We start from the raw sequence: 15475 nt of genomic DNA on the forward strand, positions 1-15475 counted from the left end.
TTCATGCCGCATCTGTCATGACTTTGCGTTGAGGGCGACATCCCATATATACGGGGTGTCGCTTTTTTCGAGTCAGGCCCCCGATCGATGCGCTCTGGGGCCTGAATCCGGCCCGGCTGACTGCCGGGTTTCATCTCAAGCTTTATGGATGAGGTATGAAGGATCCTGTCGATATCTACATGAACACGCTCGTGCCGATGGTTGTCGAACAGACAAACCGCGGCGAGCGGGCCTTCGATATCTATTCGCGATTGCTCAAGGAGCGCATCATCTTCCTGACCGGTCCGGTCGAAGATCACGTGGCTACCCTGATCTGTGCCCAGCTTCTTTATCTGGAAGCTGAGAACCCGAGCAAGGAAATCGCGATCTATATCAATTCCCCCGGCGGACTGGTTACGTCCGGCCTGGCGATCTATGACACGATGCAGTTCATCCGCCCGGCGGTGTCGACTCTGTGTATCGGTCAGGCCGCCTCGATGGGGTCGCTCCTGCTGGCCGCCGGCCACAAGGACATGCGATTCATTCTGCCGAACGCGCGGGTGATGGTTCACCAGCCTTCCGGCGGTTTTCGCGGTCAGGCAGCCGACATCATGCTTCATGCACAGGAAATTCTTGCAATGAAGCGCCGGCTCAATGACATCTACGTGAAGCATACCGGCCAGTCCCTCGATCAGGTTGAAGAAGCGCTCGAGCGCGACAACTTCATGACTGCCGAAAGGGCCAAGGAATTCGGTATCGTGGACAAGGTGATCACCGATCGTACCACGCTCGGGGACGAGACTGAGAAGTGATCTGGCTTACCCGGTCTTAAGCATGGCTTGGAAATCCCTGCGTTAAGACCGGAAAAACCCTGATTGATGCCGGGTTTTCATCTTCGCCTTAAACCTATATTGATTTTTAATGGTGAAGCATGGTGACATCAGATTATGAAGGGATGCCGATGTATCTCTTTGAAACCGGTTCAGTCATAATTCGGCCGCAACCGGAAAGATAAGGGGAGACACTCCCCGTAAACGCGAGGTTGATTATATGACCAAGGCCAGCGGCAGCGATTCAAAGAATACGCTCTACTGTTCCTTCTGCGGCAAGAGCCAGCATGAAGTGCGCAAGCTGATCGCCGGCCCGACTGTTTTCATTTGCGATGAATGTGTCGAGCTGTGCATGGATATCATTCGTGAGGAAAACAAGTCCTCGCTGGTGAAATCACGGGACGGGATCCCGACCCCTCAGGAAATTCGCGATGTTCTGGATGATTACGTCATCGGGCAGGGCAGTGCGAAGAAGGTTCTCTCGGTTGCCGTCCACAACCACTACAAGCGCCTGAACCACGCATCCAAGAACAACGATGTGGAACTGGCGAAATCCAATATCCTGCTGGTCGGACCGACCGGCTGCGGCAAGACGCTTCTGGCTCAGACGCTTGCCCGGATCCTGGATGTGCCTTTCACCATGGCGGATGCCACCACACTGACCGAGGCCGGTTATGTGGGCGAGGACGTTGAAAACATCATCCTGAAGCTGCTGCAGTCGGCCGATTACAATGTCGAGCGGGCTCAGCGCGGCATCGTCTATATCGATGAAGTCGACAAGATCAGCCGCAAGGCCGACAATCCGTCGATCACCCGGGACGTTTCCGGTGAAGGCGTTCAGCAGGCCCTGCTGAAGATCATGGAAGGCACGGTCGCTTCCGTTCCGCCCCAGGGCGGCCGCAAGCATCCGCAGCAGGAGTTCCTGCAGGTGGATACGACCAACATCCTGTTCATCTGCGGCGGCGCCTTCGCGGGTCTCGACAAGATCATCTCCGACCGCGGCACCCAGACCTCCATCGGCTTCCAGGCCAAGGTCCATGCTCCGGAAGACCGCCGCATCGGCGAACTGTTCTCGGAACTTGAACCGGAAGATCTGCTGAAATTCGGTCTCATTCCGGAATTCGTCGGCCGTCTGCCGGTGATAGCAACTCTGGAAGACCTGGACGAGGATGCTCTGGTGACCATCCTGACCGAGCCGAAAAACGCTCTGGTCAAGCAGTATCAGCGGCTCTTCGAAATGGAGCAGGTGGAACTGTCCTTCCACGAGGAAGCGCTCAAGGCGATTGCCCGCAAGGCGATCCACCGCAAGACGGGGGCTCGCGGGCTGCGGTCCATCCTGGAGTCGATCCTGCTGGATACCATGTACGAGCTGCCTGGTCTCAAGGGTGTGAAGGAAGTCGTGATCTCGCCGGAAGTGGTCAATGGCGAAGCGCGCCCGCTCTACATCTACGAGGATCGCGAAGAGACCTCTGCAACCAGCGCCTGAGGTTTCGGGACGCGGTAAAAGCGTGAATAAATGCCGCTCGATAAGGGCGGCATTTTGCTTTTTTCGCCTGTTTGTGCCGTTCGGCCGCTTATCCACCGGCGCATCGAGTCGTCAACAGACAAGACTTCCCCATCGGGTCGCGCGACCTTGACACCGGCATGTCAGGTGTCCACCTAATAGCCTGAAAGGACGGCTCGTGCGGATTAGCGGTGCGCCCAGTCGGGGTGCCGTGATCCGGCCAATCGGAAGCAATAGCCGAAAGCCGTATTCCAGTGTTCAGGCTGCCTTTTACCGAGTGGGGCCAGAACACGCCGAGAAAGGAAAAAATAATGAGCGACGCAGAAATCCGCGCCACAGATCCGGACAGCACCGCTGTCTATCCCGTATTGCCGCTTCGGGACATCGTCGTCTTTCCGCACATGATCGTGCCGCTGTTCGTCGGACGCGAAAAATCGATCAAGGCGCTGGAAGAGGTGATGACCACCGACAAGCATATTCTCCTGGCGACGCAGGTGAATGCGGCGGATGATGATCCGAACCCGGACCAGATCTACAACGTCGGCACGCTGGCAACCGTGCTGCAGCTGCTCAAGCTCCCCGACAACACGGTGAAGGTGCTGGTCGAAGGGGGCGCGCGTGCCCAGATCGGCGAGTACAGCGACCGTACCGACTATTTCGAAGCCTCCGCCACCGTTCTTCCCGAGCGCGAAGGCGAGGATATCGAGGTCGAAGCGCTTGCGCGTTCGGTGATCTCCGAGTTCGAGAACTATGTGAAGCTGAACAAGAAGGTTTCGCCGGAAGTGCTCGGCGCGGTCAACCAGATCGACGACTATTCCAAGCTGGCGGACACGATTGCCTCCCATCTGGCAATCAAGATTCCCGAAAAGCAGGAAATCCTGGGCGTCGTGTCCGTCTCCGAGCGGCTTGAGCGCGTTCTGGGCATGATGGAGAGTGAAATCTCCGTTCTGCAGGTGGAAAAGCGCATCCGCTCCCGCGTCAAGCGGCAGATGGAAAAGACCCAGCGCGAATACTATCTGAACGAGCAGATGAAGGCCATTCAGAAGGAACTGGGCGACAGCGAGGACGGCCGTGATGAAATCGCGGAACTTGAAGAAAAGATCAAGAAGACCAAGCTGAGCAAGGAAGCGCGCGAACGGGCGGCTGCCGAGATCAAGAAGCTGAAGCAGATGAGCCCGATGTCCGCCGAGGCGACCGTCGTGCGCAACTACCTCGACTGGATGATCGGTATTCCTTGGAACAAGAAATCCAAGGTCAAGCACGACTTGGCGTTCGCGGAAAAGGTCCTGGATACCGACCATTACGGCCTCGACAAGGTCAAGGAACGGATTGTCGAATATCTTGCGGTTCAGAGCCGGGCCAACAAGCTGCGCGGCCCGATCCTGTGCTTGGTCGGTCCTCCCGGTGTCGGCAAGACCTCCCTCGGCAAGTCGATCGCCAAGGCGACCGGCCGTGAGTTCGTCCGCATGTCGCTCGGCGGCGTGCGCGATGAAGCGGAAATCCGCGGACACCGCCGGACCTACATCGGCTCGATGCCCGGCAAGGTCATCCAGTCCATGAAAAAGGCGAAGAAGTCCAACCCGCTCTTCCTGCTCGATGAAATCGACAAGATGGGCATGGACTTCCGTGGTGACCCGTCTTCCGCCCTTCTGGAGGTGCTCGATCCGGAACAGAACTCGTCCTTCATGGACCACTATCTGGAGGTCGAATACGACCTTTCGGATGTGATGTTCGTGACGACGGCCAACACGCTGAACATTCCCGGTCCGCTGATGGACCGTATGGAAGTGATCCGGATTGCCGGTTACACGGAAGAGGAAAAGGTGGAGATCTGCCGCCGTCACCTCATCCCGAAAGCGGAAAAGGATCACGGCCTGCGTGAAGGGGAGTTCTCCATCGAGGACGACGCGCTGCATCTCATCGTCCGGCGCTACACCCGCGAAGCCGGTGTGCGTAACCTTGAGCGCGAAATGGCTACCCTTGCCCGTAAGGCGGTCAAGGACATCCTGATGAGCGACAAGGAAAGCGTCGTCGTTACCGAGGAAGTGGTCGAGAAATATCTCGGTGTGCCGCGGTACCGGTATGGTGAAGTCGAGCTGGAAGATCAGGTCGGTGTCGTTACGGGTCTTGCCTGGACGGAAGTCGGCGGCGAACTGCTGACCATCGAAGGCGTGATGATGCCGGGCAAGGGCAAGATGACCGTGACCGGCAACCTGAAGGACGTGATGAAGGAATCGATTTCGGCGGCGGCATCCTATGTCCGCTCCCGGGCGGTCGCCTACGGCATCGAACCGCCGACCTTCGACAAGAAGGACATTCACGTTCACGTTCCGGAAGGTGCGACGCCGAAGGACGGTCCGTCTGCCGGTATCGCCATGGCAACCGCGGTCATCTCAACCTTGACCGGTATTCCGGTTCGCCGGGATGTGGCAATGACGGGTGAAATCACCCTTCGTGGCCGGATCCTTCCGATCGGTGGTCTGAAGGAGAAGCTTCTGGCTGCCCTGCGGGGTGGTATCAAGCTGGTGATGATCCCGGAAGACAACGCCAAGGACTTGGCCGATATTCCGGATTCGGTGAAGAACTCCCTCGAGATCATTCCGGTTTCCAGCATGGAAGAGGTGCTGAAAAACGCTCTCGTCCGGATCCCGGAGCCGATCGAATGGGATGAAACCGCCGCGGAAGCCGCCACCAAGGCAAGTGAGTCGGAAGAGGAAAAGGCCGGGCTCTTTGCCCACTGACGGCCTCTTCGAAGGGTGAAAAAAGTCAAGCCCCGGGAAATCCGGGGCTTTTCTTTTGAATAATTGGTCAAAATGGCGGTTTTCTGCGAAAAAACCACTTGCGTTTCGAGTCAATTCGCCCGAATTTCGCGCAACGGCGCTGACAGGAATTGTCGGCAATCTGCCGTTTCTTAGAAAGGTATCTGCTATGAATAAGAACGATCTGATCGCAGCTGTTGCAGAAAAGACCGGCCTCACCAAGGCGCAGGCAGGCGAAGCAGTTGACGCGACTTTCAACGTGGTCACTGAAACGCTGAAAACAGGCGATGAAGTCCGTATCATCGGTTTTGGTAATTTTGCCGTTTCCGCTCGCGCTGCCACTGAAGGCCGGAACCCGCGGACCGGCGAAACGATTCAGATCCCGGCTTCTAAGACGCCGAAGTTCAAGGCCGGCAAGGGCCTGAAAGACGCCGTGAACTCCTAAGTTTTCACGCAGGTTTTTCTTGAAGGACCCCGTACCTGAGGCCAGGTGCGGGGTTCTTCGTATCCGCTCACCGCAGGGAGGCTGCCTGTATGCGACAGGGAGGGGCTTCCAGAGTGGTTTGAGACCATCGCCATCATGGGCCGGCTTCCAGGCGTTCCGTCGCCCTGGGCTGGATCTGACGGACAGCACGACCGGGTTTTCCCTGGAGCCAGGAAACCGGGCTTTCCGGGTCTTTGCGAGGGCCGAAGGAACTTTGTACCGGCCGCCGTCCACAGCCCTTGCGGATGAAGCGGTTTTCTTTCAGTTAGCTCTTGCCAAGCCGAATGGGACCCCCTAAAAGGCGGTTCACCTCGTTGAGGGCGATTAGCTCAGTTGGTAGAGCGCTTCGTTTACACCGAAGATGTCGGGAGTTCGAGTCTCTCATCGCCCACCATTTCCCTGAATGTTTTCTACCGAGTTTTCCAGCCATGGCGCCTGCTGCGTCAGGGTCTTTTCGCGTTGTGAGACGAGAGCCTGTCGCGTCAAATCGATTTCGGGAAATCGCCGGTTCGCGCTTTCAATCCAGCTGCTGTTCCGGGGGGCCTGCCGATTCCATGCAAGCGTCTGGATGCAACACGCTTTAAGGTATTGAGGAAAATGACGAAGCCCGGACAAATCTCTCCAGGCGATTTCCTCCATTGTCCCTGATGGCGAAACCTTATCCACAAGGGTCTGCGCGAATTCGCGTGCGCGAAGTGTCGTATCCGGCGGAGTTTTAAAAAATCGACACATTAGAACAGGCTCGGCGCTTGACTTCGCAATCCAGCCGCCGTACATCAGCGCCACTTCGGAACGGTCAACTGTTCGTTCCGCAAGCGGGTGTAGCTCAGTTGGTTAGAGTGCCGGCCTGTCACGCCGGAGGTCGCGGGTTCGAGTCCCGTCACTCGCGCCACTTTCCAATCGTCGATGTCGACGGTCACGGGGAGGGCGCAATATTCCGTGAATGTGCGGGTGTAGCTCAGTTGGTTAGAGTGCCGGCCTGTCACGCCGGAGGTCGCGGGTTCGAGTCCCGTCACTCGCGCCACTCACGGATTTGACCACGATCTCAATATCTTCCTGAAAAAAATTGATGCGGAATGCGAGCTTCTCCTCAGAAGCCGCTGCAGATGCAGTGCACCGCAGGGCATGCAAACGCCGACCAGCCATTCCGTCAGGCTGGGGAAACCGTGATTCCTTAGCATCTTCATATTCTTCGCCCGCGCCATGCCGGTGGTTCAATTGCGAATCCGGGAAAGGGCGGAATCGTATCGCAGGTGCGGCATTTTTCCTTTTGGCCTGTGCAAAGTTTTTGTTCTGCTGCAAAGTGGCTGAAATGAAGGAATTGTCGAGTGTGCGCGCGAAATTGGTCCAACTGTGGCAAGAGTTTGCCCGCATCAGGGTCTTGCGTTGCACCAAGTCGTAAGTTAAGCGTGCGCTCGCATGTTGGTTTCATTCGGCCGATGGGCTCAGCGTGACCGGTCGGGAACTGCGACGAGAGGGCCGCGTGCCCCCGACCCGGATCGCCTCCCGATCCGCCTCCATATGCAAGGACGCGAAAGACATGGAAGAACTGTTGCGGGAATACGTCCCGATTGTCGTCTTCATCGGCATTGCTCTGGTGATCGGCCTTGCTCTGCTGATTTCCCCGTTCATACTTGCCTACAAGAATCCGGACCCGGAAAAATTGTCGGCCTATGAGTGCGGATTCAATGCCTTCGACGATGCGCGCATGAAGTTCGACGTGCGCTTTTATCTGGTCTCCATCCTGTTCATCATCTTCGACCTCGAAGTCGCCTTCCTGTTTCCCTGGGCTACGGTGTTCGGCGAACTCGGCTGGTTCGGGTTCTGGTCCATGATGATCTTTCTTGGTGTCCTGACCATCGGCTTTATCTACGAATGGAAAAAGGGAGCGCTGGAATGGGATTGACCACGAGCGAGCCGCTTGTCGCGCCGAAGCCGAAAGGCATCATCGATCCGAACACCGGCAATCCGGTCGGTGCTGACGACCCCTATTTCCTTCAGGTCAACGACGAGCTCGCCGACAAGGGCTTTCTCGTCACATCGACCGACAATCTGATCCAGTGGGCGCGTACCGGATCCCTGATGTGGATGACCTTCGGTCTGGCCTGCTGCGCCGTCGAAATGATGCAGATGTCCATGCCGCGCTACGATGCGGAGCGTTTCGGCTTTGCGCCGCGGGCTTCCCCGCGCCAGTCCGACGTCATGATCGTTGCCGGAACACTGACCAACAAGATGGCGCCGGCCCTGCGCAAGGTCTATGACCAGATGCCGGAACCGCGCTACGTCATTTCCATGGGCTCCTGTGCCAACGGCGGTGGCTACTACCACTATTCCTATTCGGTGGTGCGCGGCTGCGACCGAGTTGTCCCGGTGGATATATATGTGCCGGGCTGCCCTCCGACGGCCGAGGCGCTTCTTTACGGTGTGCTAATGCTGCAGAAGAAGATTCGCCGAACCGGCACGATTGAACGATAAGGGTCTGCCGCCCACGGCGGCCGATTCGTGAAACCGGGTGCCCGGCACCCTGAACTTGAGGCTCCCCAGGAGTGAGGTCGAACGCGATGGACGAGACTTTGAAGGAACTCGCCGAGCATATTGAGCTCGGACTTGGGGAAACCCTTGTTTCCTGGCAGGTCGAATTCGGTGAGCTGACGCTGACCGTGGAAGCGACGGGTATTCTCGACGCGGTCCGGTTCCTGCGCGACAACAGCTCATGCAAGTTCTTCAATCTGACGGATATCTGCGGCGTGGACTACCCGGAGCGCGAAAAGCGTTTCGACGTGGTCTACCACTTCCTGTCTCCGGTTCAGAACCAGCGCATCCGCGTGAAGGTTGCCACGGACGAAATCACGCCGGTCGCGTCCCTGACGCCGCTGTTTCCCGGTGCCGAATGGTTCGAACGCGAAGCCTACGACATGTATGGCATCCTGTTCTCCGGCCATCCGGACCTGCGCCGTATCCTGACCGACTACGGTTTCGATGGGCATCCGCTGCGCAAGGACTTTCCGGTCACCGGTTTTGTGGAAGTGCGTTACGACGACGAAAAGAAACGTGTCGTCTATGAGCCCGTGCGTTTGAATCAGGAAATGCGCAACTTCGATTTTCTTTCGCCTTGGGAAGGCACGGACTACGTGCTGCCGGGCGACGAAAAAGCAACGACGAATTAGGGGAGGGGCAGGATTATGGACGCGAATATCCGGCAGTTCCCGATCGTGGCGATCCATGCGGCCCCAGGGGCCGTTCCTTTCCCGTATTCCTGCATGGGCCGGGGGTTGCGCGCGCATGGCTGAGCGGCTTTCAGGCGGATGTCTTTGCGGCGCGGTGCGGTTCGCTGCCGTGCCCGACAAGTCCGAAATGGGCGTGTGTCATTGTTCCATGTGCCGGCGCTGGACCGGTGGCGTGCTGATGGCCGTCGGCTGCAGCGATGTCCAGCTGGAAGGCAGGGAGGCACTCGGCATCTACAAGTCTTCCGACTACGGTGAGCGGGTGTTCTGCAAGGCGTGCGGAACGTCGCTGTTCTGGCGGATGTCCGACGGTTCGCATACCAGTGTTTCCGCCCAGGCCTTCGACGATTCGTCGGAATTCAAGTTCACGACGGAAATCTTCGTCGACGAACAGCCGGCCAATTACGCCTTCGCCAACGACACGAGCAAGATGACAGGTCCGGAAGTCATAGCGTATTTCACCCAACAGCAGGATCCTCAACATGGCTGAGGCTCAGGTACGGAATTTCAACATCAACTTCGGTCCGCAGCACCCGGCGGCCCATGGCGTTCTGCGTCTGGTGCTGGAGCTTGACGGTGAGGTCGTGACACGTGTGGATCCGCATATCGGGTTGCTCCATCGCGGTACGGAAAAGCTGATCGAGCAGAAGACCTATCTGCAGGCGGTGCCGTATTTCGATCGCCTCGACTATGTGGCGCCGATGAACCAGGAGCATGCCTTCGCCCTGGCCGTGGAGCGGATGCTTGGCATCCAGGTGCCGAAACGCGGTCAGCTGGTACGTGTGCTTTTCTCGGAAATCGGCCGGATCCTGTCCCACCTGTTGAACGTGACCACCCAGGCAATGGATGTGGGCGCGCTGACGCCGCCGCTCTGGGGCTTCGAGCCGCGCGAAGAGCTGATGGTGTTTTACGAGCGCGCCTGCGGTGCCCGCATGCATGCGGCCTATGTGCGCCCGGGCGGGGTTCACCAGGACCTGCCGCGCGACCTGCTCGACGATATCTGGGATTTCTGCGATCCCTTCCTGCAGACGCTTGACGACATCGAAGGTCTTCTGACCGACAACCGCATCTTCAAGCAGCGCAATGTCGATATCGGCGTGGTCGATCTGGACGATGCCTGGGCCTGGGGTTTTTCCGGCGTCATGGTTCGCGGCTCCGGTGCGGCCTGGGACCTGCGCAAGTCGCAGCCCTATGAATGTTATTCCGAGCTTGATTTCGACATTCCGATCGGCAAGAACGGCGACTGTTACGACCGTTACCTGATCCGCATGGAAGAAATGCGCCAGTCGGTGCGGATCATGAAGCAGTGTCTGGAAAAGCTGACGGTGGAAACCGGCCCGGTGTCCGCAACCGACGGCAAGATCGTGCCGCCGAAGCGTGGTGAAATGAAGCGCTCGATGGAAGCGCTCATTCATCACTTCAAGCTCTACACCGAAGGCTTCCATGTGCCGGCCGGTGAGGTTTACGCGGCCGTCGAAGCGCCGAAAGGTGAATTCGGTGTCTATCTGGTCGCCGATGGCACCAACAAGCCCTACCGCTGCAAGATCAAGGCGCCGGGGTATGCCCACCTTCAGGCAATGGATTTTCTGTGCCGGGGCCATATGCTCGCCGACGTCTCGGCGGTGCTGGGGTCCATGGACATCGTGTTCGGTGAGGTAGACCGCTGATGATGCGGGCCGCCCACCAGAAATATTCGACCCTGGCAGCCGCCCGTCCGGCTCCGGTCACCTTGAAAGAACGGGGATAGCACCATGGCAGTTCGTCGACTTGCCGCGGAACAACCAGACAGCTTCGAATTCACCGAGGCGAATCTCGCGTGGGCGAAGAAGCTGATCGATCGTTATCCGGCCGGCCGCCAGGCCTCCGCGGTCATTCCGCTTTTGTGGCGTGCCCAGGAGCAGAACGACGGCTGGGTGAGCGAGCCGGCGATTCGCTACATCGCGAACCTGCTGGACATGCCCAATATCCGCGTTCTGGAAGTGGCGACCTTCTACACCATGTTCCAGCTTCAGCCGGTCGGCAAGAAGGCTCATATCCAGGTATGCGGCACCACGCCCTGCCAGCTGCGCGGCTCGGAAGACCTGATCAAGATCTGCCAGTCCCGGATCGCCAAGCACATGCACGAGATTTCCGAGGACGGAATGTTCTCGTGGGAAGAGGTCGAATGCCTGGGCGCCTGCGTCAACGCGCCGATGGTTCAGATCTTCAAGGACACCTACGAGGATCTGACGCCGGAGAGCTTCAACCAGCTGATCGATGATATCGCAGCGGGAAAGGAAGTGACGCCGGGTCCGCAGAACGGTCGCCGTTTCGCCATGGCCGAGGGCGGTCAGACGACACTGTCGGAAATCGATGACAGCACCAAGGGCGAACTTCCCGTCGCTCACATCGTTGACGGTGCCGAAAAGGCGTCTCATGCGTTTGCCGGTGCGGCAATCAATGCGGGCGGCAACGATTTTGACGGCGTTCCGACGCCGGCAGAGGATGCGGTTGCACGGGTTCGGGCGGAAGTTGCGGCCAGGGCCGACAAGGAGCCGGTTGAAAATCCGGCTGCATCCGCACCGAAGAAGGCCGCTCCGGATACGAAGCCTGCCGTGAAGGCGAAAAAGGCCGGTGCCGAGCCGGAGACAAAAGCTTCAACTCCCGAGGCGCGCGCCGAAAACAAGGGGCGTCCCGATGCGGAGGGGCGTACCGAGGTGGAGGTCGCCCGGTCGGCCGACACCAGCGGTGCCACCGCGGGGGACAAGGCTGCGGCCGGTGAGGAAAAGGCTCCGGAAATCCTCAAGCAAGCCCGGGATGGCAAGCCTGACGATCTGAAAAGGCTCAAGGGCGTTGGGCCGAAACTGGAAGCGACGCTCAATGAACTCGGCTTTTTCCATTTCGACCAGGTTGCAAGCTGGGGACCTCAGGAGATTGCCTGGGTCGACAACCGGCTGAAGTTCAAGGGCCGGATCGAACGGGACGGCTGGATCGAACAGGCCAGAATTCTCGCCTCCGGCGAGGATACGGAATTTTCCAAGCGTGTGGATGCCGGTGAAGTGGCCTCCTCCAAGAGCGAAGACTAGGGGGAAGAGATGCTGAAAGATCAGGATCGGATCTTCACCAACATATACGGTCTGCATGACTGGGGACTGGAAGGCGCGAAGAAGCGCGGCCAGTGGGACAACACCCGCGCCCTGATCGACAAGGGGCGCGACTGGATCGTCCAGGAGATGAAGGACTCCGGCCTGCGCGGCCGTGGCGGGGCGGGCTTTCCGACCGGCCTGAAGTGGTCCTTCATGCCCAAGGAATCCGATGGCCGTCCGGCCTATCTGGTGGTCAACGCCGACGAATCCGAACCGGGTACCTGCAAGGACCGCGAGATCCTGCGCCACGACCCGCATACGCTGGTCGAGGGCTGCCTGATTGCCGGTTTCGCCATGGGGGCGATTGCCGCCTATATCTATGTGCGCGGCGAATTCATCCGCGAGCGCGAACGCCTGCAGGCGGCCATCGACCAGGCCTACGATGCAGGGCTGATCGGCAAGAACAACAAGAACGGCTACGATTTCGACATCTATGTTCACCACGGTGCCGGCGCCTATATCTGCGGTGAGGAAACCGCGCTGCTGGAGAGCCTGGAAGGCAAGAAGGGCCAGCCGCGTCTGAAGCCGCCGTTCCCGGCCAATGTGGGCCTTTACGGCTGCCCGACGACAGTGAACAACGTGGAGTCGATCGCCGTTGCGCCGACCATCCTGCGGCGCGGCGCGGCATGGTTCTCCGCGCTCGGCAAACCGAACAACACCGGCACGAAGCTCTTCTGCGTTTCCGGCCACGTCAATCAGCCGGCGACCTTCGAGGAAGAGCTGGGCGTTCCCTTTTCCGAGATGATCGACAAGCATTGCGGCGGAATTCGCGGCGGCTGGGACAATCTTCTTGCGGTTATCCCCGGCGGTTCCTCCGTGCCCTGCTGCACGGCAGAGCAGATCAAGGATGCCGCGATGGACTTCGATACCCTGCGCGGGATGGGGTCCGGCCTCGGCACGGCTGCGGTGATCGTCATGGACAAGTCCACGGACATCATCAAAGCCATCGCGCGGCTGAGCTATTTCTACAAGCACGAGAGCTGCGGCCAGTGCACGCCGTGCCGGGAGGGCACCGGCTGGATGTGGCGTGTCATGGAGCGCATGGTTCGCGGCGAATCCTCCTACGAGGAGATCGACATGCTCTTCAAGGTGACCAAACAGGTCGAAGGGCATACGATCTGCGCACTCGGCGATGCGGCTGCATGGCCGATTCAGGGGCTGATCAAGAACTTCCGACCGGTCATCGAGCAGCGCATCGACGAATTCGTCGCCAGATCGAAACCGGCCTCGACGATGGTCGCGGCGGAGTGAGGCGATGAACATCCACCACGAGAAACACTGTCTGAAGGCAAGCGATGCGGATCTGTCCGGATGCCGTTTTGACGACATGACTCTTTCCGGTGGACGCTATGACAACGTCTATATGGCGGGCCTACAGGTGATCAGCGCCGATCTGGCAGGTACCTCCATCAGCCAGAGCCGCCTGGATGGCATGACCATCAACGGCATTGAAGTGACCGAACTGCTGGCCGCCTTCGAAGCGGCACAAGAGGCTATGTGATGACAAAACTGATCATCGACGGCAATGAAGTGGATGTTCCGGCGGATTACACGCTGCTTCAGGCCTGTGAAGAGGCGGGCGCCGAGGTTCCGCGCTTTTGCTATCACGACCGGCTGTCGATTGCCGGCAACTGCCGCATGTGCCTGGTGGAAGTGAAGGGCGGGCCGCCCAAGCCGACCGCCTCCTGCGCCATGGGCGTGAAGGATCTGCGCCCCGGACCGAACGGCGAGCCGCCGGTGGTGGAAACGAAATCCGAGATGGTCAAGAAGGCCCGCGAAGGGGTGATGGAGTTTCTGCTCATCAATCATCCGCTGGATTGCCCGATCTGCGACCAGGGCGGCGAATGCGACCTGCAGGACCAGGCGATGGCCTACGGTGTCGACGGATCCAGGTTCAACGAAAACAAGCGTGCGGTCGAGAACAAGGAAATCGGTCCGCTGATCAAGACGATCATGACCCGCTGCATCCACTGCACGCGCTGTGTCCGCTTCACCACGGAAGTCTGCGGCGTGGCCGACATGGGCCTGATCGGCCGTGGCGAGGACGCCGAGATCACCACCTATCTGGAAGCGGCGCTGTCCTCCGAAATGCAGGGCAATGTCGCCGATCTGTGCCCGGTCGGCGCGCTGACGCACAAGCCTTACGAATTCCATGCCCGTCCCTGGGAGCTGACCAAGACCGAAAGCATCGACGTGATGGACGCGGTCGGTTCGGCCATCCGGGTCGATACGCGCGGCAAGGAAGTCATGCGCGTGATGCCCCGGCTCAACGAGGAGGTCAACGAAGAGTGGATCTCCGACAAGACCCGTTACATCTGGGACGGACTGAAGACCCAGCGGCTTGACCGGCCCTATGCCAGGAAAGACGGAAAGCTGCAGCCGGTGTCCTGGTCCGAAGCCTTCGGGATCATCGCCGACAAGGTGAAGGCGGCTAAGGCGGAGCGTATCGGTGCGCTCGCCGGACAGCTTTCCGGCGTCGAGGAAATGTTCGCGCTGAAGAGCCTGATGGACAAGCTCGGCGTTGCCAGTATCGACAGCCGCCCCCCGGGATCACCGCTGCATCCGAACAATGGCCGTGCCAGCTACATCTTCAATTCCACGATCCAGGGGATCGAAGAGGCCGACGCGATCGTCCTGATCGGCACCAATCCCCGTCAGGAAGCTCCGGTTCTCAATGCGCGCATCCGCAAGCGCTGGTCGCGCGGCGATGTGCGGATCGGCCTCATCGGCGAAAACGCCGATCTGACCTATCCGGTCGATTATCTCGGTGCCGGTCCTGACAGCCTCAAGCAGTTGACCGACCATGCGCCGGCCAAGGCCGAACGTCCGATGTTCATCGTTGGTCAGGGCGCGCTCAACCGGCCGGACGGCGCCGAAGTTCTGGCGGCGATTGCGGCGGCGGCAAAGTCTCTCGGCGTCATCAGGGACGGCTGGAACGGCTTCAACATTCTGCATACGGAAGCCGCCCAGGTGGGCGCGCTTGATATCGGTTTCGTTCCGGGCGAGGGCGGCAAGGATACGGCCGCCATGCTGGAGCCGGGTGCGCTCGATGTGCTGTTCCTGCTGGGTGTCGATGAAGTCGAGGTTCCCGCCGGCGCATTTGTGGTCTATCAGGGCACGCATGGCGACCGGGGCGCACATCGCGCCGACGTGATCCTGCCGGGTGCTGCCTATACGGAAAAATCAGCGATCTACGTCAATACCGAAGGCCGCGTCCAGATGGGCGATCGGGCTGCCTTCCCGCCGGGCGACGCCCGGGAGGACTGGGCGATCCTGCGGGCGCTGTCCGCAAGCCTCGGCCAGACCCTGGAGTTCGATACGCTGAACGAACTGCGCTCGAAGCTGTTCGAAGCCGTGCCGCACATGATGGGCATCGACGCGGTCGAAGCGGGCGAGGCCGCGGATATCGACAAACTGGCCAATGCAAAGGCCAAAATGAACAGCGCCGGATTTGCCAATGCGATCCGGGACTTTTATCTGACCAATCCGATCGCTCGCGCGTCCAAGGTGATGGCGGAGTGCTCGGCGCTCGCCAGAACGCGGGCGGCGGAAGCCGCAGAATAAGGGGTA

Annotated in this window: 13 protein-coding genes and 3 tRNA genes; all 16 read left to right on the forward strand. The window is 59.5% G+C overall.

Features of this window, described 5'->3' with window-relative positions:
* Nucleotides 1-155: 155 nt before the first annotated feature.
* Nucleotides 156-791: an ATP-dependent Clp protease proteolytic subunit gene (locus DCO57_RS05010; protein WP_116697779.1), complete on the forward strand. Its 636-nt coding sequence runs from the start codon at nucleotides 156-158 to the stop codon at nucleotides 789-791.
* Nucleotides 792-1029: 238 nt separating this feature from the next.
* Nucleotides 1030-2295 carry an ATP-dependent Clp protease ATP-binding subunit ClpX gene (clpX, locus tag DCO57_RS05015; protein ID WP_116697780.1) on the forward strand — a complete coding sequence of 422 codons (1266 nt, stop codon included), beginning with the start codon at nucleotides 1030-1032 and terminating at the stop codon, nucleotides 2293-2295.
* 329 nt (nucleotides 2296-2624) lie between these two features.
* Entirely contained in the window at nucleotides 2625-5054 is a 2430-nt protein-coding gene (gene lon / locus DCO57_RS05020) for an endopeptidase La (protein WP_116697781.1), read from the forward strand.
* 187 nt (nucleotides 5055-5241) lie between these two features.
* Entirely contained in the window at nucleotides 5242-5517 is a 276-nt protein-coding gene (locus tag DCO57_RS05025; RefSeq protein WP_116697782.1) for an HU family DNA-binding protein, read from the forward strand.
* A gap of 357 nt (nucleotides 5518-5874) precedes the next feature.
* Nucleotides 5875-5950: transfer RNA gene (locus DCO57_RS05030), tRNA-Val, on the forward strand.
* A 421-nt stretch (nucleotides 5951-6371) separates the two neighbouring features.
* Nucleotides 6372-6448 (forward strand) — tRNA-Asp (locus tag DCO57_RS05035).
* 55 nt (nucleotides 6449-6503) lie between these two features.
* Nucleotides 6504-6580: transfer RNA gene (locus tag DCO57_RS05040), tRNA-Asp, on the forward strand.
* Between the two features lie 516 nt (nucleotides 6581-7096).
* Nucleotides 7097-7462 (forward strand): NADH-quinone oxidoreductase subunit A, encoded by a 366-nt coding sequence (locus DCO57_RS05045; RefSeq protein WP_116697783.1) that lies wholly within the window; start codon nucleotides 7097-7099, stop codon nucleotides 7460-7462.
* Complete coding sequence (locus tag DCO57_RS05050; RefSeq protein ID WP_116697784.1) at nucleotides 7453-8031, forward strand: NADH-quinone oxidoreductase subunit B; 579 nt, start codon at nucleotides 7453-7455, stop codon at nucleotides 8029-8031. Before DCO57_RS05045 ends, DCO57_RS05050 begins: the two co-directional genes overlap by 10 nt.
* An 86-nt stretch (nucleotides 8032-8117) precedes the next feature.
* Nucleotides 8118-8723 carry an NADH-quinone oxidoreductase subunit C gene (locus tag DCO57_RS05055; protein ID WP_116697785.1) on the forward strand — a complete coding sequence of 202 codons (606 nt, stop codon included), beginning with the start codon at nucleotides 8118-8120 and terminating at the stop codon, nucleotides 8721-8723.
* Between the two features lie 115 nt (nucleotides 8724-8838).
* Complete coding sequence (locus DCO57_RS05060; protein WP_116697786.1) at nucleotides 8839-9270, forward strand: GFA family protein; 432 nt, start codon at nucleotides 8839-8841, stop codon at nucleotides 9268-9270.
* Nucleotides 9263-10447 carry an NADH-quinone oxidoreductase subunit D gene (locus tag DCO57_RS05065; RefSeq protein WP_116697787.1) on the forward strand — a complete coding sequence of 395 codons (1185 nt, stop codon included), beginning with the start codon at nucleotides 9263-9265 and terminating at the stop codon, nucleotides 10445-10447. The genes DCO57_RS05060 and DCO57_RS05065 overlap by 8 nt, the downstream gene beginning before the upstream one ends.
* 84 nt (nucleotides 10448-10531) lie before the next feature.
* Entirely contained in the window at nucleotides 10532-11845 is a 1314-nt protein-coding gene (locus DCO57_RS05070) for an NADH-quinone oxidoreductase subunit E (RefSeq protein ID WP_116697788.1), read from the forward strand.
* 9 nt (nucleotides 11846-11854) lie between these two features.
* Nucleotides 11855-13156, forward strand: coding sequence for an NADH-quinone oxidoreductase subunit NuoF (gene nuoF / locus DCO57_RS05075; RefSeq protein ID WP_116697789.1), 1302 nt, complete (start codon nucleotides 11855-11857; stop codon nucleotides 13154-13156).
* A gap of 4 nt (nucleotides 13157-13160) precedes the next feature.
* Nucleotides 13161-13406, forward strand: a complete 246-nt coding sequence (locus DCO57_RS05080) for a pentapeptide repeat-containing protein (RefSeq protein ID WP_116697790.1) — start codon at nucleotides 13161-13163, stop codon at nucleotides 13404-13406.
* On the forward strand, nucleotides 13406-15469 hold the full coding sequence (nuoG, locus tag DCO57_RS05085) for an NADH-quinone oxidoreductase subunit NuoG (protein ID WP_116697791.1): 2064 nt from the start codon (nucleotides 13406-13408) through the stop codon (nucleotides 15467-15469). The genes DCO57_RS05080 and nuoG overlap by 1 nt, the downstream gene beginning before the upstream one ends.
* Nucleotides 15470-15475: the final 6 nt, after the last annotated feature.

The organism is Labrenzia sp. 011 (assembly GCF_003075075.1).
GTDB lineage: Bacteria > Pseudomonadota > Alphaproteobacteria > Rhizobiales > Stappiaceae > Roseibium.